18 protein-coding genes are annotated in these 22,388 nt (G+C 71.5%); 5 read left to right on the top strand and 13 right to left on the bottom strand.

The annotated features are described in order from the left end of the window. Positions 1-103: 103 nt before the first annotated feature. From ABZX75_RS11665 to bldG, 4 genes are all read right to left on the bottom strand, one after another. Complete coding sequence (locus ABZX75_RS11665) at positions 104-667, bottom strand: small secreted protein (protein WP_355409979.1); 564 nt, start codon at positions 665-667, stop codon at positions 104-106. A gap of 162 nt (positions 668-829) precedes the next feature. After that, positions 830-3,232 carry a sodium-translocating pyrophosphatase gene (locus ABZX75_RS11660; protein WP_355409978.1) on the bottom strand — a complete coding sequence of 801 codons (2,403 nt, stop codon included), beginning with the start codon at positions 3,230-3,232 and terminating at the stop codon, positions 830-832. 461 nt (positions 3,233-3,693) lie between these two features. Then, positions 3,694-4,134 (bottom strand): ATP-binding protein, encoded by a 441-nt coding sequence (locus ABZX75_RS11655; protein WP_355409977.1) that lies wholly within the window; start codon positions 4,132-4,134, stop codon positions 3,694-3,696. A gap of 100 nt (positions 4,135-4,234) precedes the next feature. Next, complete coding sequence (gene bldG / locus ABZX75_RS11650) at positions 4,235-4,576, bottom strand: anti-sigma factor antagonist BldG (RefSeq protein WP_073917433.1); 342 nt, start codon at positions 4,574-4,576, stop codon at positions 4,235-4,237. A gap of 81 nt (positions 4,577-4,657) precedes the next feature. Between bldG and ABZX75_RS11645 the strand changes: the two genes are divergently transcribed. After that, on the top strand, positions 4,658-7,207 hold the full coding sequence (locus ABZX75_RS11645) for a DEAD/DEAH box helicase (protein WP_355409976.1): 2,550 nt from the start codon (positions 4,658-4,660) through the stop codon (positions 7,205-7,207). Here the strand turns inward: ABZX75_RS11645 and ABZX75_RS11640 are convergent. From ABZX75_RS11640 to ssd, 7 genes are read right to left on the bottom strand one after another with little or no spacing between them, the layout of a single operon-like run. Continuing rightward, a complete protein-coding gene (locus ABZX75_RS11640) occupies positions 7,113-7,514 on the bottom strand; it encodes an Rv3654c family TadE-like protein (RefSeq protein WP_355410125.1) in 402 nt (133 codons plus the stop codon). The two genes, ABZX75_RS11645 and ABZX75_RS11640, sit on opposite strands and share 95 nt — an antisense overlap. Before the next feature lie 47 nt (positions 7,515-7,561). Further along, positions 7,562-7,909 (bottom strand): TadE family type IV pilus minor pilin, encoded by a 348-nt coding sequence (locus ABZX75_RS11635; RefSeq protein WP_355409975.1) that lies wholly within the window; start codon positions 7,907-7,909, stop codon positions 7,562-7,564. Between the two features lie 16 nt (positions 7,910-7,925). Next, on the bottom strand, positions 7,926-8,123 hold the full coding sequence (locus ABZX75_RS11630) for a DUF4244 domain-containing protein (RefSeq protein WP_355409974.1): 198 nt from the start codon (positions 8,121-8,123) through the stop codon (positions 7,926-7,928). Between the two features lie 35 nt (positions 8,124-8,158). Next, positions 8,159-8,935 carry a type II secretion system F family protein gene (locus ABZX75_RS11625; protein ID WP_355409973.1) on the bottom strand — a complete coding sequence of 259 codons (777 nt, stop codon included), beginning with the start codon at positions 8,933-8,935 and terminating at the stop codon, positions 8,159-8,161. Then, entirely contained in the window at positions 8,935-9,819 is an 885-nt protein-coding gene (locus ABZX75_RS11620) for a type II secretion system F family protein (RefSeq protein WP_355409972.1), read from the bottom strand. The genes ABZX75_RS11625 and ABZX75_RS11620 overlap by 1 nt, the downstream gene beginning before the upstream one ends. Beyond that, on the bottom strand, positions 9,816-10,964 hold the full coding sequence (locus tag ABZX75_RS11615) for a TadA family conjugal transfer-associated ATPase (protein ID WP_355409971.1): 1,149 nt from the start codon (positions 10,962-10,964) through the stop codon (positions 9,816-9,818). The genes ABZX75_RS11620 and ABZX75_RS11615 overlap by 4 nt, the downstream gene beginning before the upstream one ends. Then, complete coding sequence (gene ssd, locus ABZX75_RS11610; protein WP_355409970.1) at positions 10,961-12,109, bottom strand: septum site-determining protein Ssd; 1,149 nt, start codon at positions 12,107-12,109, stop codon at positions 10,961-10,963. Before ssd ends, ABZX75_RS11615 begins: the two co-directional genes overlap by 4 nt. A gap of 532 nt (positions 12,110-12,641) precedes the next feature. Between ssd and ABZX75_RS11605 the strand changes: the two genes are divergently transcribed. Next, positions 12,642-13,523, top strand: coding sequence for an HAD-IB family hydrolase (locus ABZX75_RS11605; protein WP_355409969.1), 882 nt, complete (start codon positions 12,642-12,644; stop codon positions 13,521-13,523). A gap of 472 nt (positions 13,524-13,995) precedes the next feature. Here ABZX75_RS11605 and ABZX75_RS11600 read toward each other — a convergent pair whose 3' ends face one another. Then, the gene (locus ABZX75_RS11600; RefSeq protein WP_355409968.1) at positions 13,996-14,877 is read right to left on the bottom strand and encodes an oxidoreductase; all 882 of its coding nucleotides are present in this window, start codon (positions 14,875-14,877) and stop codon (positions 13,996-13,998) included. Positions 14,878-14,986: 109 nt separating this feature from the next. On the opposite strand from ABZX75_RS11600, the gene ABZX75_RS11595 reads away from it, so the two are divergent. Continuing rightward, entirely contained in the window at positions 14,987-16,099 is a 1,113-nt protein-coding gene (locus ABZX75_RS11595) for an ATP-binding protein (RefSeq protein ID WP_355409967.1), read from the top strand. On the opposite strand, the gene ABZX75_RS11590 is transcribed toward ABZX75_RS11595, so the two are convergent. Then, positions 16,053-17,390: a hypothetical protein gene (locus ABZX75_RS11590; RefSeq protein WP_355409966.1), complete on the bottom strand. Its 1,338-nt coding sequence runs from the start codon at positions 17,388-17,390 to the stop codon at positions 16,053-16,055. The genes ABZX75_RS11595 and ABZX75_RS11590 overlap by 47 nt on opposite strands. 235 nt (positions 17,391-17,625) lie before the next feature. Here ABZX75_RS11590 and ABZX75_RS11585 point away from each other — a divergent pair, with 235 nt between their 5' ends. Continuing rightward, complete coding sequence (locus tag ABZX75_RS11585) at positions 17,626-20,037, top strand: SulP family inorganic anion transporter (RefSeq protein WP_355409965.1); 2,412 nt, start codon at positions 17,626-17,628, stop codon at positions 20,035-20,037. 214 nt (positions 20,038-20,251) lie between these two features. After that, on the top strand, positions 20,252-22,249 hold the full coding sequence (gene acs, locus ABZX75_RS11580; protein ID WP_355409964.1) for an acetate--CoA ligase: 1,998 nt from the start codon (positions 20,252-20,254) through the stop codon (positions 22,247-22,249). Positions 22,250-22,388 lie beyond the last annotated feature (139 nt).

Genomic DNA, 22,388 nt, shown 5'->3' with positions numbered 1-22,388 from the left:
GCCCTGGTCGGCGTACCGCCGGCGAGGCGGCGTCCGACGTCAGCTCACCGCGCCGATAGTTGACCGCGCCGACAGTTGACCGCGTCGCCAGTTGGCCGCGGCGTCAGTTGGCCGGTGTCGGCGTGGTGACCTGGCAGCCCTTCTGCTTGTTCATCGCCTGGTCCAGACCGCCGGCGTTGAGCTGCGCGAGGGCGTCCTTGCCGCCCTTGGTCGCCTGTTCGAGGCCGCCCGCCAGTTCCTTGAGGCCCGCGGCGAACTTCGTCTGGTCCTTGGCGTCGAGGGCGTCCATCTTCACCTTGAGGTCGGCGTAGCCCTTGGAGGTCTCCTCGAAGCCCTTGACGGTCGCGTCCTGGGTCGCCTGCCCGTTCTTGACCGGCGGAACTCCCGCCTCCCGCAGCGCCGTCCCCATCTTCTTGTACGACTCGGACATGGTCCCGAATGCCGCAGAATCGGTCTTCTGCACTTCCTCGGGCTTGCTGCTCTCCGTCGCCACGCGCTTGATCTCCGCGTTGGCCGCCTCGATCTTGTCGAGTTCGGGCTGCCACTGGTCGCAGACCTTCTTGGCCCAGGCGTCGGCCTTCTTGTCGCCGTCGTCCCCGCCGCAGCCGGACAGGACGAGCATCAGTACCGCACCGCCTGACACTGCGGCCGCAAGCTTCTTGTTCACCGGATTGGTCCCTTCGAAGGCTCTCGGCCCGGAAGATACACGCCTGCCATCCGGGGAAGCACAAAGGCGGACAGACGGCGCGTCAGTCCGCGCTGCCTGTCCGCCGTTCGGGCGTACGGCCGGCCCTGCCCGGCCCTGCCCGTCCCTCGGCCCGGCGTCGGGTCAGGAGACCGTCGCGGGCCCGGGCGACTTGGCCACCCGCTCGGCGGCTCCGCCCTCGTCCTCGTCGCCGACCGCGATGCCGCGGCGCTTGGAGACGTACACCGCGCCGACGATGACACCGATCGCCAGGACCGCGACGATCGCCCGCACCGTGGGGCTGGTGTCGTCGCCGTAGCTGAACTGCACGACGGCCGGGGCGATCAGCAGCGCCACCAGGTTCATGACCTTGAGCAGCGGGTTGATCGCGGGACCGGCGGTGTCCTTGAACGGGTCACCGACGGTGTCGCCGATGACGACCGCGGCATGGGCCTCACTGCCCTTGCCGCCGTGGTGGCCGTCCTCGACGAGCTTCTTCGCGTTGTCCCACGCGCCACCGGAGTTGGCGAGGAAGACTGCCATCAGCGTGCCCGTGCCGATGGCGCCGGCCAGGAAGGAGCCGAGCGCGCCGACGCCGAGGGAGAAGCCCACGGCGATCGGGGTGAGGACGGCGAGCAGGCCGGGCGTGGCGAGCTCGCGCAGCGCGTCCTTGGTGCAGATGTCGACGACGCGCCCGTACTCGGGCTTCTCGCTGTAGTCCATGATCCCGGGGTGCTCGCGGAACTGGCGGCGCACCTCGTAGACCACGGCGCCCGCGGAGCGGGAGACCGCGTTGATGGCGAGGCCGGAGAACAGGAACACGACGGCCGCGCCCAGGATCAGCCCGACGAGGTTGTTGGGCTGTGCGATGTCCAGGCTGAGGTTCATCTCCCCGGCCTTGGCCCCGACGTCCCTGACCGCGTTGGCGATCGCGTCGTTGTACGAGCCGAAGAGCGCGGCCGCGGCGAGCACCGCCGTGGCGATGGCGATGCCCTTGGTGATGGCCTTGGTCGTGTTGCCCACGGCGTCCAGGTCGGTCAGGACCTGCGCACCGGCGCCCTGGACGTCACCGGACATCTCGGCGATGCCCTGGGCGTTGTCGGAGACGGGTCCGAAGGTGTCCATGGCGACGATGACGCCGACGGTGGTGAGCAGGCCGGTGCCGGCCAGGGCCACCGCGAAGAGCGCCAGCATGATCGACGTACCGCCGAGCAGGAACGCCCCGTAGACGCCGAGGCCGATGAGCAGCGCCGTGTAGACGGCGGACTCCAGGCCGACGGAGATCCCGGCGAGGACGACGGTGGCCGCGCCGGTCAGGGAGGACTTGCCGATGTCCCGGACGGGACGGCGGTTGGTCTCGGTGAAGTAGCCGGTCAGCTGCTGGATCAGGGCCGCGAGCACGATGCCGATGGCGACGGCGACGACGGCCAGGACCCGCGGGTCGCCGGGGTGGGCCAGGATCGCGGCGTCCTCGACGCCGACGAGCTCGCCGTAGGTGGCCGGCAGGTACGCGTAGACCGCGATCGCGACCAGCACCAGGGAGGTCACGGCGGAGATGAAGAAGCCGCGGTTGATGGCGGTCATGCCGCTGCGGTCGGAGCGGCGCGGAGAGACCGCGAAGATTCCGATCATGGCGGTGACGACGCCGATGGCGGGCACGATCAGCGGGAAGGCCAGGCCCAGGTCGCCGAAGGCGGCCTTGCCGAGGATGAGCGCGGCCACCAGGGTGACGGCGTACGACTCGAAGAGGTCGGCCGCCATACCGGCGCAGTCGCCGACGTTGTCGCCCACGTTGTCGGCGATGGTCGCGGCATTGCGCGGGTCGTCCTCCGGAATGCCCTGCTCGACCTTGCCGACCAGGTCGGCGCCGACGTCGGCGGCCTTGGTGAAGATGCCGCCGCCGACGCGCATGAACATCGCGATCAGCGCGGCACCGAGGCCGAAGCCCTCCAGGACCTTGGGGGCGTCGGCCGCGTAGACCAGCACGACGCAGGACGCGCCGAGGAGGCCGAGGCCGACGGTGAACATGCCGACCACGCCGCCCGTGCGGAAGGCGATCTTCATCGCCTTGTGGGAGACCTCGGTCAGGTCCTTGGCGGGCTCGCCCTCGGCGGGGGTGGCCTCGCGCGCGGCGGCGGCGACGCGGACGTTGGCGCGGACCGCGAGACGCATGCCGATGTAGCCGGTGGCCGCCGAGAAGAGGGCGCCCACGAGGAAGAAGGCGGAACGTCCCGCCCGCTGGGACCAGGTGTCGGCGGGCAGCAGGAACAGCAGGAAGAACACCACGACGGCGAAGATGGCAAGAGTGCGCATCTGCCGGCCGAGGTAGGCGTTGGCGCCTTCCTGCACGGCGGCGGCGATCTTCTTCATGCTGTCGGTTCCCTCGCCGGCGGCGAGGACCTGGCGGACCAGGATCTGCGCGACGACGAGCGCGGCGAGTGCCACGGCCGCGATGATGATCACGATGAGCCGATTGTCATCAGTGAGTACTGCGGCTGCCAGATCAGTGGTGCGATCCGGCGCGATAGGGGTGAAGAGCCCCGTCATTCGTCCTCCTTGACGTGATGAGCTCAAGATGTGGACGGATTGTAGGGAGCGGATCCTGATCAAAACAGTGCGCGGGAAACGGAATTGGCTTGCACTTGCTCCTCAGCAATAGATCTCGTCACTCCATTACCCTCGAAATGAGTAATGGGACAAAGGCGTTGACGCATGATCAGCGATCACGAAACCGGCCTTGGGGCCGGCCCCGGAACGAACCGCGGGCCGGTTCGGAGATTGCTGCGAGGAACGAAAAAGGCCCTGCTCAGCAGGGCCTTGATAAAGATCGGGAGATACGATGTTCAGGGCGCGCGGCAGCGCGGTGCGCGCCGGGCGGGCGGCGGGGGGGGCTCCGGGCGGGCGGGCGGGCCGACCACCATCCGGGCGGGAGACGAGGCGCCGGGGAGGGCGTGGCCGGGCGGACCGGGCTCGGACCGGGTGGCGGAGCCGACGCGGCCGGGTCGGCGCTAGTGGAGCTCGGATGCCCCGAAGACGGGCCAGCTCATCCGGATGGTCCCGCCCGATTCCCCCGTGGTCACCTCGACGTCGTCGACGAGCCCGCTGATCACGGCGAGGCCCATCTCGTCCTCCCCCTCGATGTCCGGGTCCAGGACGGCCGTGATGCCGGACACGGCATCACCCGAGCTGCCGGCCGGTCCGGGAACCTCGTCGCCGACCTCGATGGAGAACACCTTCTCCTCCTCGGTCAGCACGACCCGGACGGGCGCGGCCAGTCCGTTGCTGCGGTGGAGTCCGACGGCGCGCGAACAGGCCTCGCCCACGGCGAGGCGGACCTCGTCGAGGACGGCTTCCTCCACGCCGGCCCGGCGGGCCACGGCGGCCGCGACCAGGCGGGCCGTCCTGACATGCTCGGGCTGGGCGCTGAAGCGCAGTTCAACGGTGGCCATGCGCGTCCCCCTCGGACTACGGGCGTGCCTTGACAGGGGCCCGGGCCACCCGTGGCCCGGTACCCCCGTTCTCCTCGTCGGCTCCTTGCCGCAGGAGCCCTCAGTCGGTGGCGCTGACGGCGTCTTCCACAGTGGTGTGGATCGGGAACACCTTGGTCAGACCGGTGATGCGGAAGATCTTCAGGATGCGCTCCTGATTGCACACCAGGCGCAGCGAACCCTCGTGCGCGCGGACGCGCTTGAGGCCTCCCACAAGCACACCAAGTCCGGTGGAGTCGAGGAAGTCCACTCGCTCCATGTCGACAACCAAGTGGTAGCTGCCGTCGTTCACCAACTCGACCAACTGCTCGCGCAGCTTGGGCGCGGTATACACATCAATCTCGCCACCGACCTCTACGACCGTGCGGTCGCCGACAGTGCGAGTCGACAGGGACAGGTCCACGGATCCTCCAGCACCTTGCTATCGAGCGGCGCCCCCTAGGGGCCTCCCCGCCCGAAGGTTGGGGAGGGATTGGCTGCCGCGATGGCATTCAATCACTTACCGGCAGGCGCGCACGACGCCTTCGGACCATTGTCCCGCACGCCAGTGACACACTCGGTTCCAATGGCCAATACTCACCGTCCCGGTCGGCCCACGGCACCCGAGGACGCCAGACCCACCCCCGGCACGGTCCTGGACCGGCTGTCACGGGGGCCTTCGCGAGCTGCTCGCATCACTCATACGGAGCACTTGCCCCCTCGGGCGGGCCGTCATGCAGTCTGGCCCGACCGCATCCGAACGGATGTCGTGGCCGCCATCCAGGCCGCGGGGATCGAACATCCGTGGGAGCATCAGGCAGCGGCCGCCGAGCACGCCCTGGACGGCGAATCCGTGGTCGTCGCCACCGGTACCGCCTCGGGCAAGTCGCTGGCCTATCTCGCGCCCGTGCTGTCCGCCCTCGCGGACGGCGCCGAGGCCCCTAACGGCCGGGGCGCGACGGCCCTGTACCTCGCCCCCACCAAGGCCCTGGCGGCCGACCAGCGGCGCGCCGTACGAGAACTGGCCGCCCCGCTCGGCAACGCGGTCCGCCCCGCGGTCTACGACGGTGACACGCCGGTCGAGGAACGCGAATGGGTGCGCCAGTACGCCAACTACGTCCTCACCAATCCCGACATGCTGCACCGCGGGATCCTTCCGGCCCACCCGCGCTGGTCCTCCTTCCTGCGCGCCCTGCGCTACGTCGTGATCGACGAATGCCACTCCTACCGCGGGGTCTTCGGCTCCCACGTGGCGCAGGTCCTGCGCCGGCTGCGGCGGCTGTGCGCCCGCTACGGCTCCGAACCGGTCTTCCTGCTGGCCTCCGCCACCGCGAGCGACCCGGCGGCCGCCGCCTCCCGGCTGACGGGGCTCCCCGTGACGGAGATCACCGATGACGCCTCCCCGCGCGGCGAGGTGGTCTTCGCCCTGTGGGAGCCGCCGCTGCTCACCGATCTGCGGGGCGAGCGGGGCGCTCCCGTACGCCGCACCGCCACGGCGGAGACCGCCGACCTGCTCACGGACCTTGTCCTCCAAGGGGTCCGTACGGTCGCCTTCGTCCGCTCCCGTCGCGGCGCCGAGCTGATCGCGCTGATCACCCAGGAGCGGCTCTCCGAAGCGTCATCGGCGGCCGGCGCCACGGGCTCCCGGTCTCTGGCCCGGCGGGTCGCGGCCTACCGGGGCGGCTACCTTCCCGAGGAGCGTCGGGCCCTGGAGCGGGCCCTGCACTCCGGCGAGCTGCTGGGTCTGGCCGCTACGACCGCCCTGGAGCTGGGCGTGGACGTCTCCGGGCTCGACGCCGTCCTGATCACCGGCTACCCCGGCACCAGGGCCTCCCTGTGGCAGCAGGCAGGCCGCGCCGGCCGCGCCGGCCAGGGCGCCCTGGCCGTGCTGGTCGCCCGGGACGACCCGCTGGACACCTACCTCGTCCACCACCCGCAGGCGCTGTTCCAGCAGCCGGTGGAGGCCACCGTGCTGGACCCCGACAACCCGTACGTCCTCGCCCCCCACCTGTGCGCGGCAGCGGCGGAGCTGCCACTGACCGAGCCGGACCTGGCGCTGTTCGGTCCGGCGACCGCAGAACTGATCCCCCAGCTGGAGGCGGCCAAGCTGCTGCGCCGCCGGGCGACGGCCTGGCACTGGACCCGCCGGGAGAGGGCCTCCGACCTGACCGACATCCGGGGCGGCGGCGGCCGCCCGGTGCAGATCGTCGAGTCCGAGACCGGCCGGCTGCTGGGCACGGTCGACGAATCGGCCGCGCACACCGCCGTCCACGACGGGGCCGTCCACCTCCACCAAGGGCGCACCTATCTGGTGCAGCGCCTGGACCTGGACGACCCGCACGGACCGGTGGCCCTCGTGGAGGAGGCCAACCCGCCCTTCTCCACCACCGCCCGCGACATCACCTCCATCTCCGTCCTGGAGACCGAGACCGAGATCCCGTGGGGCCGCGGCCGGCTCTGCTACGGCTCCGTCGAGGTCACCAACCAGGTCGTCTCCTATCTGCGGCGCAAACTGATCACCGGCGAGGTCCTCGGCGAGGCCAAACTGGACCTGCCGCCCCGCGTCCTGCGCACCCGGGCCGTGTGGTGGACGGTCACCGACGAGCAGCTCGACGAGGCCCGGATCAACCCGGAGATCCTCGGCGGCGCCCTGCACGCCGCCGAGCACGCCTCCATCGGCCTGCTCCCGCTGTTCGCCACCTGCGACCGCTGGGACATCGGCGGCGTCTCCGTGCCGCTGCATCCCGACACCCTCCTCCCGACGGTCTTCGTCTACGACGGCCACCCCGGCGGCGCCGGTTTCGCGGAGCGGGCCTTCCACACGGCCCACGCCTGGCTGACGGCGACCCGTGACGCGATCGCCTCCTGCGAATGCGAGGCCGGCTGTCCGTCCTGCATCCAGTCGCCCAAATGCGGCAACGGCAACGACCCCCTTCACAAGCGCGGCGCCATCCGCCTCCTCACCCGCCTCCTCTCCGAAGCGCCGCCCACCCCACCCGCTCCGGACACTCAGCAGTTCCCGGGCACCTCGGGGCACGGGCCGCCTCGGCCGTGACGGCAGCGGATCCCGGCCGGGGCGGCGTGTCGGGGGGCGGACCCGCGCGGGCCCGGATCCCCGGGGTGAAGGGCCCCGTCGCGGCGCGGGCCGTCACCTCCGCCACCTCACCCTCGACGCGGCAGGCGGTCAGCGCCGCGGCCTGAGCGCGGGCGACCCGTCGTGCCGTCGCGCAGGCGGTCTCCGGGCCGTGCGCCCAGGTCGCCGCGGCCGCGAGGGCCGCCAGGTCAGCGGCGGCCGCCGCCCGGTGGCGGGCCACCACGGCTTGACCGAGCAGGAGCACGCCGCCGAAAACCGCCCCCAGCACCGTGGCCACCAGCGCCGCCCACACCGTGGCCGAGCCCCGGTCCCGGCTCACGGCGGCGGCCCCACGCTGTCCTCCGCCAGGGCCACCGCCTGCGCGCCCAGCCGTACGGGCAGCCCGCCCGGCCCCGGCGCCGGCGCCGCCACCCGGACCCGCCAGAGGTCGCCCGTCCGCTCCACCTCCACCTCGGCCCCCGGCGGCGCGGCCGCCCGAGCCGCCGCCACCGCCACCTCCGACGTCTCGGAGCGGGCCGCCGCCCGGGCACCGGCCCGGGCCGCGTCCACACAACGGATCTGCGCTGCCGCCGCCATCAGCGCCCACACCAGCAGCGCAGCGAACAGCACGAGCGCCGGGATCACCAGGGCGGCCTCCGCCGTCACATAACCCCGGTCACTCATTTCCCGGGACTTTCCCTCAGAACGGCACATCGAGCGCCTTCCCGATGGTCGACTGAAGGGCCGTGGCGACCACTTCGCTCGTCACGACCTTGTACAGAACGGCCGCGAATGCACAGGCCGCGATCGTGCCCATGGCGTATTCCGAAGTGGACATCCCCGCGTCGCTCCCACGACCGCTCAGCGCCGTCCGCACACGAAACCAGATGATCCTCATGGCAACCTCCTTGATTTTTTGTTCTTGCAGTGATTTCAGGTGTTCGAGAGAAGACCGGAAGCCATCCCGATCACCACCGGAGCGACCCCGATCGCGAGGAATGCCGGGAGAAAACACAGCCCCACCGGCGCGGTGACGAGCACCGCCGCCCGCTGTGCCCGGGCGATCGCCTGGCGGCTCCGGTCCGCTCGCAGGGCCGATGCGAGCCGGGAGACCGGTTCCGCGGCCGGCGAGCCCGTGCGGGCGGCCCGTTCCAGGCATTCCGCGAGCGTCCGGGCGCCGGGTATCTCCGCCAACCTCCCCCACGCGGCCCCCGGTTCGCCGCCGAGCCGCAGCTCCGCCCCCGCCAGCGCCAGCCGCTCCCCCACCGGGCCGCCGAGCGACTCGCCCACCACCTCCGCCGCCTCCACGGGCCCCGCTCCGGCCGCCAGGCACGCGGCCAGCAGATCCGCCGCGAAGGGAAGCTGGCTCTCGGCCTCCCGCGGGTCCACCGCGCTCGGCGCCTGCGCTCTGCCCTGCCACCGCCGCACCCCGTACGCCGCCGCGCACCCGGCGGCCACGCCGCCCACCCCGCCGATCAGCACCCAGCCCGCCAGCACCGCCCCGGCCGGCCAGGCCCAGCCCGCCACCCGGCCGCGCATCCGGGAGCCCAGCACCGGCCGTCGGCGTCCTGGTTCCGCCCCCAGCAGGGCCGCGATCCTGCGCCCGGACGCTCGCGCCCGGACCCGCGCCGCCACCGCCGATGCCATACAGAGCACCGCCGCCGCGAGGCACAGCGCGATCCCCAGCCTGTGGACGGTGAAAGCGCCCATCACCGCTCCCCCGTCCGTACGATCAGTCGGCACCACAGCACTCCCAGCGCCTCCAGCAGCCCGCCCGCCAGCAAGCAGCCCCAGCCCACCGGGGTGTGCAGCAGCACCCGCAGCGGATCGGCGCCCAGGCCGGTGCCGATCAACAGGCCGACCAGCGGAAGCAGGGCCAGCACCACCGCCGTCGATCTGGCCCCGGCCAACTGGGCCCGCATGGACTCCCGCCGGTCCCGCTCCGCCCGCAGGGCCCCCTCCAGCCGGTCCAGTCCGGCCGCCAACCCCGCACCGCCGTCCACCGACACCCGCCAGCAGGCCGCCATCGCGGCCAGCCCCTCCGCTCCGGGCTCCCGCGCCGCCTGCCGCAGCGCCCCGGGCACATCGCCACCGAATGCCGCGGCGGCCAGTACCCCCGCCTCCGCCGCGCCCGGCCCGCCCGGGCCCGCGACGGTCCTGCGCATCGCCGCGGTCAGCGCCTGCCCCGGCTGCGCCCCCGCCCGCAGCTCCCCCACCGCCGCACCGCACAGCGCCACCACCTCCGCTGCCCGCGCCACCCGGGCTCGCTCCCGCTCCCGGCCCCGCAGCCACCGCCGCACCAGCGGCACCGCCGCCGCCCCCGCCGCCAGCGGGATCACCGACCCGCCCAGCAGGGCGACCGCCAGCCCGGCGCCGAGGCAGGCCCACTCCCGCCACCGCGCCGCCCGTACCCGTACGGCGATCACCAGCCGCTCCCAGCGCACCGGCCCGCCCGGGACCACCGGCCCGCCGCCCGCCAGCACCATCCGGGCCCGCCGGGACACCCGGTCGCCCCCGGCCAGCACCCAGGCGGCCGCCCCGGCGCACAGCACCCCGGCGAAGACCGGCAGGGGCATCACCGTCCCGGCGCTCATCGGACACCTCGCAACAGCGGGCGCAGCCGCTCCCAGCCCCGCTCCCGTACGAAGCCCCGCGCGGCCCAGCGCAGCGCCGGCACGGTGACCACCAGCCCGGCGGCGTCCCGCTCCAGCACATGGACCTCGGCGACCCGGCGCCGCCCCTCCCGGTCCCGGACCAGGTGGACCACCAGCGTCAGCGCGGCCGCCAACTGGCTGTGCAGGGCGGCCCGGTCAAGTCCCGCGGCCGTCCCGAGTGCCTCCAGCCGGGCCGGTACATGGGCGGCGGCATTCGCGTGGACCGTGCCGCAGCCGCCCTCATGCCCGGTGTTGAGGGCCGCGAGGAGATCCGCGACTTCCGGACCACGCACCTCGCCGACCACCAGCCGATCGGGCCGCATCCGCAGCGCCTGGCGGACCAGATCCGCCAGAGTGACCAGGCCGGCACCCTCCTGATTGGCCGGCCTCGTCTCCAGCCGCACCACATGCGGATGGTCGGGGCGCAGCTCGGCCGAATCCTCTGCCAGCACGATCCGCTCACCCGGTCCGACCAGCCCCAACAAGGCGCTGAGCAGGCTGGTCTTGCCCGTCCCGGTCCCGCCTGAGACGAGGAACGACAGCCGGGCCTCGACCATGTCACGGAGCAGCCGCTGCCCGCCGGGCGGCAGTGTTCCCGCCTCGACCAGCTCCTCCAGCGTGAACGCCCTCGGGCGCACCACCCGCAGCGACAGACAGGCCGACCCCACCGCGACGGGAGGCAGCACGGCGTGCAGCCGAGTGCCGTCCGGCATCCGGGCGTCCACCCAGGGCCGCGCGTCGTCCAGCCGTCGGCCCGCGACGGCCGCCAGCCGTTGGGCGAGCCTGCGCACCGCCGCGGCATCGGCGAAGGTCACTCCCGTCAGCTCCAGTCCTCCACCACGGTCCACCCACACCCGGTCGGGAGCCGCCACCAGTACGTCGGTGACCTCGGGGTTGGCCAGCAGCGCCTCCAACGGACCCGCGCCCACCAGCTCGGACCGCAGCTCGGCCGCCACACCCAGCACTTCCGCATCCCCGAGCAGCCGGCCCTGGGCCCTCAACGCCGCCGCGACGCGGGCCGGAGTCGGTTCCGCCCCGCTCTCGGCGAGCCGCTGGCGCACCGCGTCCAGCAGTACCGCGCTCATGCCGCCACCCCCTGGGCGGAGCCGAGCGCCCGCTGCCAGAAGCCGTCGCAGAACCGGGCCAGCGCGCCCCGTCCCTGGGCTCCCGGCGGTTCGCCCTCGGCCACCCGCCCCGGGAGCCCCACCTCGACCGGCACCTCGCCGGCCAGCGGCGCGCCCAGCAGCCCGGCCACGGCCTCGGGATCCAGACCTCCCGGGGAGCGGCCCCGTACGACGACGCGCACGTCCCGAGCCACCATCCGCACCCCGGCCGCCACCCGGCCCGCCGCGGCCACCGCCCGCACCTCGTCCGGCACCACCATCAGCACCAGGTCGAGCTGGGCCAGGACCTCGGCCACGGCTTCGTCGACCCGCCGGGGCAGGTCGACCACCACGACCCCGCCACGGCGGCGCGCGGCGGCCACCACCGACCGCATCGCGGCGGGCGGCACCACCACCCGGTCCCCGCGGTCCCAGCTGAGCACCCGCAGTGCGTGCAGCTCGGGCAGGGATTCCTCCAGGGCACCGGCGCCGACCCGCCCCCGTGAGCCCGCGAAGTCCGGCCAGCGCAGTCCTTGCGCGGCCTCGCCTCCGAGCAGGACGTCCATACCGCCGCCCAGGGGGTCACCGTCGATGAGGATGGTGCGCTCCCCAGCGCGGGCGGCCCGGAGGGCGAGCGCGCAGGCCAGGGTGGAGGCTCCCGCTCCGCCGCTGCCCCCGATCACCCCGACGGCCAGGGCCGGCCGCCCGGCTCCTTCCACCACATCGGCGATGCGGTCGACGAGGAGGTTCTCGGCGTCGGGGAGCCGCAGCACCTCCTCGGCGCCGATCTCCACCGCCCGCTGCCATACGAGGGGGTCGTCCAGGTCTCGGCCGACGAGGAACACCCCGTCCCTGCGGGGTGCCGCCCAGCGGACCCGCCGGGCGGCGTCGTCCCCGACCAGGACGAGCGGCGCCGAGTCCCATCCGACGCTCCCATCCCTCTCGGCACTCCCGCCGGTCCCGCTGCTCCCGAGGCTTTCCGCGACCGGGTCCCCGCCCGCGGCGCTTTGCTCCGGCATCGCGTGCTGCACATGCGGCTCGGCGCCCGCGGCGGCGCACAGCCGCAGCAGGTCGTCGAGCAACAGGGGATCCTCGGTGATGATCAGCGGCCGCCCGCCGCCCGGCACCGCCCCACCCGCACGGGTCGGCAGCCCCTTCCCACCGGTCTCCGCAGGCTTCGGCGCTTGACACGACTTCGATCGAGCCACGATCTCCGCCCCCTTCTCACTGCAAATCCAGCGCCGCGGACTTCGCGGCTGGAATCACCGTGCAGCGATCAGGAAAAAGAAGAGGATCTTGCTCAAAAACTGTGGATAACCAGCCGACTGTGAATAACCCGGTCACTCTCACAGGTGAGTTCCGGAGTGCTGCGGAACTACTACGCACCGTCACGAGTCTGATGGGATGAGGGCCTTCGCCGCGCAGGCCCCGGTACGAGGAAGGAGCCAGAGGGATGATCACTTGGGCCGAAGGCAGGGACGCCAACCGCGTCCGGACATGCGACGACCCCCGCCGGGGGGGAGAGCGGGGGTCGTCCCCACGGTCCGACTCGGGGGGGGAGGAGCCAGACCGGGTTAGCACGGTCGCGAACGATCCGTGACTTCCATGGTGTACCCGAGAGCCTTCTCAGGCAAACCCACGCGCCACACTTTACGCCGAATGGTGGGCGCATATGCTCGGGTCGTGGAAAATCAGCCCTTGCCGCACTCCTTGCCTCGCACCGCAGCCTTCTTCGACCTGGACAAGACGGTCATTGCGAAGTCGAGCACTCTGACGTTCAGCAAGTCCTTCTACCAAGGCGGCCTGATCAACCGGCGGGCCGTGCTGCGCACCGCGTACACGCAGTTCATCTTCCTGGCCGGCGGCGCCGACCACGATCAGATGGAGCGGATGCGCGAGTATCTGTCCGCCCTCTGCAAGGGGTGGAACGTGCAGCAGGTGCGGGAGATCGTCGCCGAAGCCCTGCACGACCTGATCGACCCGATCATTTACGACGAGGCCGCGTCCCTCATCGAGGCCCACCACACGGCGGGCCGCGACGTGGTGATCGTCTCGACCTCCGGCGCGGAAGTCGTCGAACCGATCGGGGAGATGCTCGGCGCGGACCGCGTCGTCGCCACGCGCATGGTCGTGGGGGAGGACGGCTGCTTCACCGGCGAGATCGAGTACTACGCCTATGGCCCCACGAAGGCGGAAGCCGTACGGGAGCTCGCCGAGTCCGAGGGGTACGACCTCGCTCGGTGCTACGCCTACAGCGACTCGGCCACCGACGTCCCGATGCTGGAGGCGGTCGGACACCCGCACGCCGTGAATCCCGACCGGGCACTGCGCCGGGAGGCCGTGGCGCGGCAGTGGCCGGTGCTGGTGTTCAACCGGCCGGTGCGGCTGAAGCAGCGGCTGCCGGGGCTGTCGATGCCCGCGCGGCCGGCGCTGGTCGCCGCGGCCGCCGTGGGCGCAGCGGCCGCGACGGCCGGACTGGTCTGGTACGCGAGCCGACGCCGGGCCGGAGCGCTCGCCGCTGCCACCTCCGTCGCCAGGTGAGGCCCTGAGATCTTGAAGGCCTTGAAGGCCTTGAAGGGTCGAAGCATTGAGGCAGACAGGTCCGAATGTCCTGTCGCGTGGCGATAACACCTGTCCGATTGACCCGAAATTGTCCAAATAAGTAAAGAAGTGCGGCTAGGGGTTTCGCTTGCTTGCCCAGCGGAGTACAAAGGAGTCAAGGCCCGCGAGACCAAAGAACATCCGAGAGGATCATCTTTAACGCAGTAAGGCCCACGGACCGAAGCATGAACGTCGGGCACCCACGCGACGTCGACCCGTCGATTACGGGCCAGCCGCACCAGGTGTCGGGCAAAGTTCCCGGCCTGATGGGCAACCATCGAGGACGCTTGGTAACTCGGCGTGATTGCCAGCGGCGGCACCAAAGCAACACGGTGTCGCCGCAACCCATGTCGGGGGACGGCCGGAGCCGCGACGCCCCTATGGCCGAGCGAGCAGAGACGGCGGGCAGCCGTTACGCCGCGCCGCGCTGCAGGGCCTCGCAGACCGCCGTCGACTCGCGGACACCGAGTTCGATCGCGCGCCCACAGTGCGCGATCCAGGCGGCCATCCCCTCCGGAGTACCGGAGACGTACCCCTCGAAGGCGGCCAGATAGGCGTCGCGCCCCAGCTCCGCGTGACCGACCTCCGCCGGGCAGATCGCCTTGGGGTCCAGGCCACTGTTGATCAGGACGATGCGCTCGGCAGCCCTCGCGACCAGCCCGTTGTAGGTGGCGAAGGGACGCAGGGCCAGCAGTTCGCCGTGCACGACCGCCGCCGTGATCAGCGCCGGGGCGGAGCCGCCCGAGATGATCAGACGGGACAGGCCGTCGAGCCGGCCCGCGACCTCCTCGGCGCTCGGTAGGGGAAGCGTCACCAGGGGCTCGTCCACCGGTTCGCCCGCGAGGCGCGGGCGGCCCACCACGTCCCCGTCCGCCGTCGACCCCGACGCGACGAGGTGGAGCCGCGCCAGAACCCGTAGCGGCGACTGGCGCCAGATGCTCAGCAGCTGGCCGGCCTCGGCGGTCAGCCGCAACGCGGCACCGACCGTCAACGCCTCCGGCTCCGACCCGAAGTCGGTCCGGCGGCGCACCTCCTCCAGCGCCCAGTCGGCCCCCGACAGGGCAGCGCTCCCGCGAGCGCCGCGCAGCGCCGCCTCCGAGGTGATCTCCGCACTGCGGCGGCGCATCACGCGGTGCCCGTAGACCCGGTCCACGGCCTTGCGTACGGAATCCACGGACTCGGCGACACCCGGCAGCGCACCCAGCGGCGCCAGCGGGTCGGCCGCACCGGCCGGGCGAGGCGCGGAAGCGGGCGCGGAAGCAGAGGCCGAAGCGGGGTCAGAAGCGCTACTCATAAGTAGGGAGCCTACGCACTGCGCACCCATAGCACCGACCCCTCCTTGGAGTGGTCTTCTTCACTCACCTTGACCACGAGGCGCGATCAGTCCACTACCCTTGGTGAACATGAAGATCGCTTTCGTGGGTAAGGGCGGCAGCGGCAAGACCACGCTGTCCTCCCTGTTCATCCGCCACCTCGCCGCCAATGAAGCCCCCGTCGTCGCGGTGGACGCCGACATCAACCAGCACCTGGGCGCCGCGCTCGGACTCGGCGAGGACGAGGCCGCCGAACTGCCCGCCATGGGCGCGCACCTGCCCCTGATCAAGGAGTATCTGCGTGGTTCCAATCCGCGCATCGCGTCCGCCGAGATGATGATCAAGACCACCCCGCCGGGCACGGGTTCGCGCCTGCTGCGGGTCACCGAGGACAACCCGGTCTACGAGGCCTGCGCGCGCACGGTCCTGCTCGACGGCGACCCCGTACGGCTCATGGCCACCGGGCCCTTCACCGAGTCCGACCTCGGCGTGGCGTGTTACCACTCCAAGGTCGGGGCGGTCGAGCTCTGCCTCAACCACCTGGTCGACGGCCCGGACGAGTACGTCGTCGTCGACATGACGGCCGGCTCGGACTCCTTCGCCTCGGGCATGTTCACCCGTTTCGACGTGACCTTCCTGGTCGCCGAGCCCACCCGTAAGGGCGTCTCCGTCTACCGCCAGTACAAGGAGTACGCGCGGGACTTCGGGGTGGCGCTCAAGGTCATCGGCAACAAGGTGCAGGGCCCGGAGGACATCGAGTTCCTCCAGGACGAGGTGGGCGAGGACCTGCTGGTGACCGTGGGGCACTCCGACTGGGTACGGGCCATGGAGAAGGGTCGCCCGGCCGCCTTCGAGCTGCTGGAGGCAACCAACCGGCTCGCCCTCCAGGCCCTCCAGGACGCGGCCGACGACTCGTACGCGCACCGCGACTGGGACCGGTACACCGAGCAGATGGTGCGCTTCCACCTCAAGAACGCGGAGAGCTGGGGGAACGCCAAGACCGGGGTCGACCTGGCGGACCAGGTCGACCCCGGCTTCGTCCTGCGGGAGGAACTCCGCGGGGAACCAGAGGGCCGCGAGGGGCGGGAGAGCCACGAGGGGCGGGAAGAGACGATCGGACAGGCCGGGGACGCCCAGGAGGAGCAGGGGGACCTCGTCAGCCCTCGTCCTCATCCGCATCAGCCGGCTCCTCAGCCGGCTTGACCCCTGCCGGACCCGCGGGCACGGCCGACGGCGTCGGCGGTCCCGCCGTCAGGAACTTCGTCCAGCCCTCCTTCGGCGCCTGGCCGACATCGAGGGTGCGCATCCGCTCCAAGGTCTTCGGGTCCTGGGCGTCCAGCCAGTCGGCCAGCTCGCGGAAGGGCACGCAGCGGACCTCCTTCTGGGTGCACATGGCCTTGATGGACTCCTCAATGGCGCGCATGTAGGTGCCGCCGTTCCAGGACTCGAAGTGGTTGCCGATGATCAGCGGTGCGCGGTTGCCCTGGTAGGCCCGGTCGAAGGCCTTCAGCAGGCCGTCGCGCATCTGGTCGCCCCAGTACCGGTGCTGCAGGGGATCGCCCTGGGAGGTCGAGCCGGACTGGTTGACCATGAAGTTGTAGTCCATGCTCAGGGTCTCGAACGCGCGGCCCGGGATGGGCACGAGCTGCAGCGGAAGGTCCCAGAGGCCGTCCTTCTTCTTGGGCCAGATCTGCTTGCTGATGCCGCTGGAGTCGTAGCGGAAGCCGCCCATGGCCTTGGCGGCCAGCATGAAGTTCTTCTGGCCTTCGAGGCAGGGGGTGCGGGCGCCGATGAGTTCCTTCTCGTAGTCGAAGGGCAGCGCCTGCATGCCCTTCAGACCCGCGTTGGTCTTCCAGTTCTTGACGAATGACTTGGCCTGGATGATCTCGCTCTTCCACTCGTCCACGGACCAGGTGCCGACGCCGCCCTCGGGTCCGCAGAAGTGGCCGTTGAAGTGGGTGCCGATCTCATTGCCCTCCAGCCAGGCCGCGCGCACCTGCGTGGCGGTGTCCTTGATGCCCTGGAGGTCACCGAAGCCGATGTCGGAGCGGCCGGGGGCGTGTTGGGGGGCGATATAGAGGGAACGTTTCTCCTCCGGAAGCATGTACACGCCGCTGAGGAAGTACGTCATTCGGGCGTTGTACTTCTTGCCGACCGCGCGGAAGTGCGAGAACAGCTTCTGGCTGTCCTCGCCGGCCCCGTCCCACGAGAAGACCACGAACTGCGGGGGCTTCTCGCCGGGCTTCAGCTTCCGCACCTTCTGTACGTTCGGCTGCGGGCCGGTGTAGGCGGTCGAGCCGTCACCGATGGGCCGGTTCACACTCCCGGGCGCCTCTGGGGCGCGGGCGCCTCCCTTCGTGCCCTGCCCTCCGGAACCCGCGGGCCCGGCACGCTCGGAGGAGCCGCATCCCGCCGCTCCCAGGACCAGCGCCGTGGCGACCAAGCCGCCGGCGGTCTTCTTCATGGCGGCGATCTTCTTCGTGGCGGCGATCATCCGCCCCACCTCTCCCTCACAGTGCCATCGCAGGACTTCCGGGCCGCAACGTCCCATGCGGCCCACTTTGAGGAGGATGTGACAAGCCGTACAAAATGCTTAATCACCCCCACGCGCTAATTTGTCGGCCATTTGCCCGTATTACCCCCCGAGGGTCTTTACTCTCCATTACCATCCATTTACCGAGTGTTGAGACTCCCGCCCCTTCATCCCTCCCACGAGGAGACGGGACCTTATGACAGCTACCTCACGCACACACCCCGCCCAAGACCCCGCCGAAGAGCTCCCCACCGGCTCCGGCCCCCCGTCGGGTCCCCGCAAGCACCTACCGGCCGGCCTCTCCGCCGACCTCTCCGCCTCCATCGCCGTCTTCCTGATCGCCCTGCCGCTTTCCCTGGGTATCGCCCTGGCCACCGGCGCACCGCTCCAAGCGGGGCTGGTCGCCGCGGCGGTCGGCGGGATCGTGGCCGGGCGGTTCGGCGGCGCTCCGCTCCAGGTGAGCGGCCCTGCCGCCGGACTCACCGTCGTCACCGCCGAGTTGATCCAGCACTACGGATGGCGCACCACCTGCGCCATCACCGTGCTCGCGGGCTTCTGCCAGCTCGGCCTCGCCCTCCTGCGCACCGCCCGGTCCGCGCTCATGGTCAGCCCGGCCATCGTGCACGGCATGCTCGCGGGCATCGGCGTGACCATCGCGCTGGCCCAGCTGCACATCGTGCTCGGCGGCACCCCGCAGAGCTCCGCCGTCGCCAATGTGCAAGGGCTGCCCGGCCAGTTGGCCGACCTGCATCCGGCCGCACTCGGCGTCAGCGCGCTGACGCTGCTCGTCCTGCTCAGCTGGCCGCGGCTGCCCGGGCGCGCCGGCCGCGCCCTGCGCAAGGTGCCGGCCGCGCTCGCCGCCGTCGCCACGGCCACCGCCGTCGCCACGCTGGCCGGGCTCACCCTGCCCCGGGTGGACCTGCCGTCCTGGAGCAGTCACGCGCTGCCCGAGCTGCCCGCGGGTCCGGTCCTCGGCATCATCGCCGCCGTGCTGACCATCACCCTGGTCGGCAGCGTGGAGTCCCTGCTGTCGTCGGTCGCGACCGACAAGCTGATCGCCTCCGAGAGGGGTACGGCGAATCGCCCGCCCCGGGCCGATCTCAACCGGGAGCTGCGCGGCCAGGGCGCGGCGAACATCGTCTCCGGCGCGCTGGGCGGACTGCCCATCACGGGCGTGGCCGTCCGCAGCGTGGCGAACGTCAAGTCCGGTGCGGTCAGCCGCAGGTCGACCATGCTGCACGGCTTCTGGGTGCTGCTCGCATCCGCACTGCTCGTCCCGGTCCTCGACCTGATCCCGCTGGCCGCGCTGGCGGCGCTGGTGATGGCGGTGGGTGTGCAGATGGTCAGCATCACGCACCTGCGCAGCGTCACCCGGCACCGGGAGGTGGTGGTCTACGGCACGACCATCGTCGCGGTGGTGCTCGGCGGGGTCCTGGAGGGCGTCGCCATCGGCATCGCGGTGGCCGTCGCGCTGGCCCTGCACCGGCTGGCCCGTACCCGGATCACGGTGGAGATCCTGGACAGCGGGGTCCACCAGGTCTGCGCGCGCGGGCAGCTGACCTTCCTCGCCGTGCCGCGGCTGAGCCGGGTGCTGAACCAGATCCCGCACGACGGACACGCGGTGATCGAGCTGGACGGCTCGTTCATGGATCACGCGGCCTACGAGACGCTCCAGGACTGGCGGAATTCCCAACTGGCGCACGGTGGCTCCGTCGAGGTAACCGGCCGCTCGGGCACGGCCCGGATCTCCGGGACCGAGCGGGCCACCCGGGCCGACTGGAACGAGTGGGCCTCCGGTGCCCGGCGCGGCCCCCAGCGCGGGGCGCACCAGTGCTGCCGGCCGTGGACGCCGTGGAAGAACCACTGCGACCACCGGCCGACCGGGACCCGTACGGCCGACACCCCAGCGGCCTCCGAGGCCCCGGCCACCACGCCCCGCCGCCGACCCGGAGCCGGCCAACTGGCCAGTGGTATCAGCGCCTTCCAGCGCGACACGGCCCCCCGCGTGCGGGACGAGCTGGCCCGGCTGGCCCGCGAGGGGCAGCAGCCCTCGCAGCTCTTCCTCACCTGCGCGGATTCCCGGCTGGTGACCAGCATGATCACGGCCAGCGGCCCGGGGGACCTCTTCACGGTGCGCAATGTCGGCAATCTGGTCCCGCTGCCCGGAGCCGACGACTCGGTCGCGGCGGCCATCGAGTACGCCGTGGACGTGCTCCAGGTGGACAGCATCACGGTGTGCGGGCACTCGGGCTGCGGGGCCATGCAGGCGCTGCTGAACTCCTCGCCGGGGGCTCCGACGACGCCGCTCCGGCGGTGGCTGCGGCACGGGCTGCCCAGCCTGGAGCGGATGCGCAGCCGGCACCACGCCTGGGCCCGGATCGCGGGCCGGCTCCCGGCGGACGCCGTGGAGCAGCTGTGCCTGACCAATGTGGTGCAGCAGCTGGAGCACCTGCGCGCCCACGAGTCGGTGGCCCGACGGCTCGCCGAGGGCACGCTGGAGCTGCACGGGATGTACTTCCACGTCGGCGAGGCGCAGGCGTACCTGCTGGCCGAGGGCGAGGACTTCTTCGACTGCCGCGTCTTCGACAGCGTCGGCCAGAACACCTGAACCGATAGCCTCCCGTATCCGTGCAATCGGTTGGCCCCTTCCCGCACCCTGCAGCGGGAGGGGGCATTCGTACGCCGCTCGTACCCCATTCGTCCGCCGTCGGTACGCCGGTCGCACGCGTGGGTAGGCCGTTCCCACCCGAAGCCCGGACGTGCTATAGGTCTAAACCAATTCTCGGCTACCTCTTGTCACCTGGGCCGCTGACTGATGAGCTATGCCCGGGGACACAACGGACACCCTGGGAAAGGGAGATGTCGTGAGCAATGAAAGCCTGGCCAATCTGTTGAAGGAGGAGCGACGCTTCGCTCCGCCTGCCGACCTGGCCGCCGCTGCCAATGTGACAGAGGCTGCGTATGCACAGGCCGACGCGGACAGGCTGGGCTTCTGGGCCGAGCAGGCGCGTCGGCTGACCTGGGACACCGAGCCGACCGAGACGCTCGACTGGACCAACCCGCCCTTCGCGAAGTGGTTCGCGGACGGCACCCTGAACGTCGCCTACAACTGCGTGGACCGCCACGTCGAGGCCGGCAACGGCGACCGCGTCGCCCTCCACTTCGAGGGCGAGCCCGGCGACAGCCGCGCGATCACCTACGCCGAGCTCAAGGACGAGGTCTCCAAGGCCGCCAACGCCCTGACTGAGCTGGGCGTGCGGGCCGGCGACCGCGTCGCCGTCTACCTGCCGATGATCCCCGAGGCGGTCGTCGCGATGCTCGCGTGCGCCCGTGTCGGCGCCGCGCACTCCGTCGTCTTCGGCGGTTTCTCCGCCGAAGCCGTCGCCTCCCGCATCCAGGACGCCGACGCGAAGCTGGTCATCACCGCCGACGGCGGCTACCGGCGCGGCAAGCCCTCCGCCCTGAAGCCCGCCATCGACGAGGCCGTGGCCAAGTGCCCGCAGGTCGAGCACGTCCTCGTCGTACGCCGTACCGGCCAGGACACCGCCTTCACCGAGGGCCGGGACCTCTGGTGGCACGACGTGGTCGGTCGGCAGTCGGCCGAGCACACGCCGCAGGCCTTCGACGCCGAGCACCCGCTCTTCATCCTCTACACCTCGGGGACCACGGGTAAGCCGAAGGGCATCCTGCACACCTCGGGCGGTTACCTCACACAGGCGGCGTACACGCACCACGCGGTCTTCGACCTGAAGCCGGAGACCGACGTCTACTGGTGCACCGCCGACATCGGCTGGGTGACCGGGCACTCGTACATCGTCTACGGGCCGCTCGCGAACGGCGCCACCCAGGTGATGTACGAGGGCACGCCGGACACTCCGCACCAGGGCCGCTTCTGGGAGGTCGTGCAGAAGTACGGCGTCACCATCCTCTACACGGCGCCCACGGCCATCCGTACGTTCATGAAGTGGGGCGACGACATCCCCGCGAAGTTCGACCTGTCGAGCCTGCGCGTACTGGGCTCGGTTGGCGAGCCGATCAACCCCGAGGCCTGGATCTGGTACCGCAAGCACATCGGCGGCGACCGCTGCCCGATCGTGGACACCTGGTGGCAGACCGAGACCGGCGCGATGATGATCTCCCCGCTGCCGGGCGTCACCCACACCAAGCCGGGCTCCGCGCAGCGCGCCCTGCCCGGAATCTGCGCCACCGTCGTGGACGACGAGGCACGCGAGGTCCCGAACGGAGGAGGCGGCTACCTGGTCCTCACCGAGCCGTGGCCGTCGATGCTGCGCACGATCTGGGGCGACGACGAGCGGTTCATCGACACCTACTGGTCACGCTTCGAGGGCAAGTACTTCGCGGGCGACGGCGCCAAGAAGGACGACGACGGCGACATCTGGCTGCTCGGCCGGGTGGACGACGTCATGCTGGTTTCCGGCCACAACATCTCGACCACCGAGGTCGAGTCGGCGCTCGTCTCGCACCCTTCGGTCGCCGAGGCGGCCGTGGTCGGCGCCAACGACGAGACCACCGGTCAGGCCATCGTGGCCTTCGTGATCCTGCGCGGCAGCGCCTCCGAGACCGAGACGCTGGTCGCCGAGCTGCGGGGCCACGTGGGTGCCACGCTCGGCCCGATCGCCAAGCCGAAGCGGATCCTGCCGGTGCAGGAGCTGCCGAAGACCCGCTCGGGCAAGATCATGCGCCGTCTGCTGCGCGACGTGGCGGAGAACCGGGCGGTCGGCGACGTCACCACGCTCGCCGATTCCTCGGTCATGGACCTGATCCAGAACAAGCTTCCGGCCGCCGGCAGCGAGGACTGAGACCCCCGTACGCCAGCTGTGAGGGGCATCCGGCGCGCCGCGCCGGATGCCCCTTTCGCACTTAAAGTGTTGATCGCCGGATGCGCCCGTACGTGCGCCCTCGTAAGATCGCCCTTGTAAAATATTGAAAGCGTAAGGA

The sequence above is a fragment of the Streptomyces sp. NPDC003038 genome, assembly GCF_040611115.1.
In the GTDB taxonomy this organism is placed as follows: domain Bacteria; phylum Actinomycetota; class Actinomycetes; order Streptomycetales; family Streptomycetaceae; genus Streptomyces.
Note: the sequence above shows the minus strand (reverse complement) of the source record. Positions and strands in the feature narration are given on the sequence as shown.

Coding starts and splice junctions, on each gene's coding strand:
- ABZX75_RS11595 (WP_355409967.1), top strand. CDS start 14,987: ATGAAGATCGCTTTCGTGGGTAAGGGCGGCAGCGGCAAGACCACGCTG.
- ABZX75_RS11655 (WP_355409977.1), bottom strand. CDS start 4,134: ATGGCCACCGTTGAACTGCGCTTCAGCGCCCAGCCCGAGCATGTCAGG.
- ABZX75_RS11605 (WP_355409969.1), top strand. CDS start 12,642: ATGGTGGGCGCATATGCTCGGGTCGTGGAAAATCAGCCCTTGCCGCAC.
- ABZX75_RS11620 (WP_355409972.1), bottom strand. CDS start 9,819: ATGAGCGCCGGGACGGTGATGCCCCTGCCGGTCTTCGCCGGGGTGCTG.
- ABZX75_RS11635 (WP_355409975.1), bottom strand. CDS start 7,909: ATGAGTGACCGGGGTTATGTGACGGCGGAGGCCGCCCTGGTGATCCCG.
- ABZX75_RS11660 (WP_355409978.1), bottom strand. CDS start 3,232: ATGACGGGGCTCTTCACCCCTATCGCGCCGGATCGCACCACTGATCTG.
- acs (WP_355409964.1), top strand. CDS start 20,252: ATGCCCGGGGACACAACGGACACCCTGGGAAAGGGAGATGTCGTGAGC.
- ABZX75_RS11585 (WP_355409965.1), top strand. CDS start 17,626: ATGACAGCTACCTCACGCACACACCCCGCCCAAGACCCCGCCGAAGAG.
- ABZX75_RS11600 (WP_355409968.1), bottom strand. CDS start 14,877: ATGAGTAGCGCTTCTGACCCCGCTTCGGCCTCTGCTTCCGCGCCCGCT.
- ABZX75_RS11630 (WP_355409974.1), bottom strand. CDS start 8,123: ATGAGGATCATCTGGTTTCGTGTGCGGACGGCGCTGAGCGGTCGTGGG.
- ABZX75_RS11590 (WP_355409966.1), bottom strand. CDS start 17,390: ATGATCGCCGCCACGAAGAAGATCGCCGCCATGAAGAAGACCGCCGGC.
- ABZX75_RS11625 (WP_355409973.1), bottom strand. CDS start 8,935: ATGGGCGCTTTCACCGTCCACAGGCTGGGGATCGCGCTGTGCCTCGCG.
- ABZX75_RS11645 (WP_355409976.1), top strand. CDS start 4,658: ATGGCATTCAATCACTTACCGGCAGGCGCGCACGACGCCTTCGGACCA.
- ABZX75_RS11615 (WP_355409971.1), bottom strand. CDS start 10,964: ATGAGCGCGGTACTGCTGGACGCGGTGCGCCAGCGGCTCGCCGAGAGC.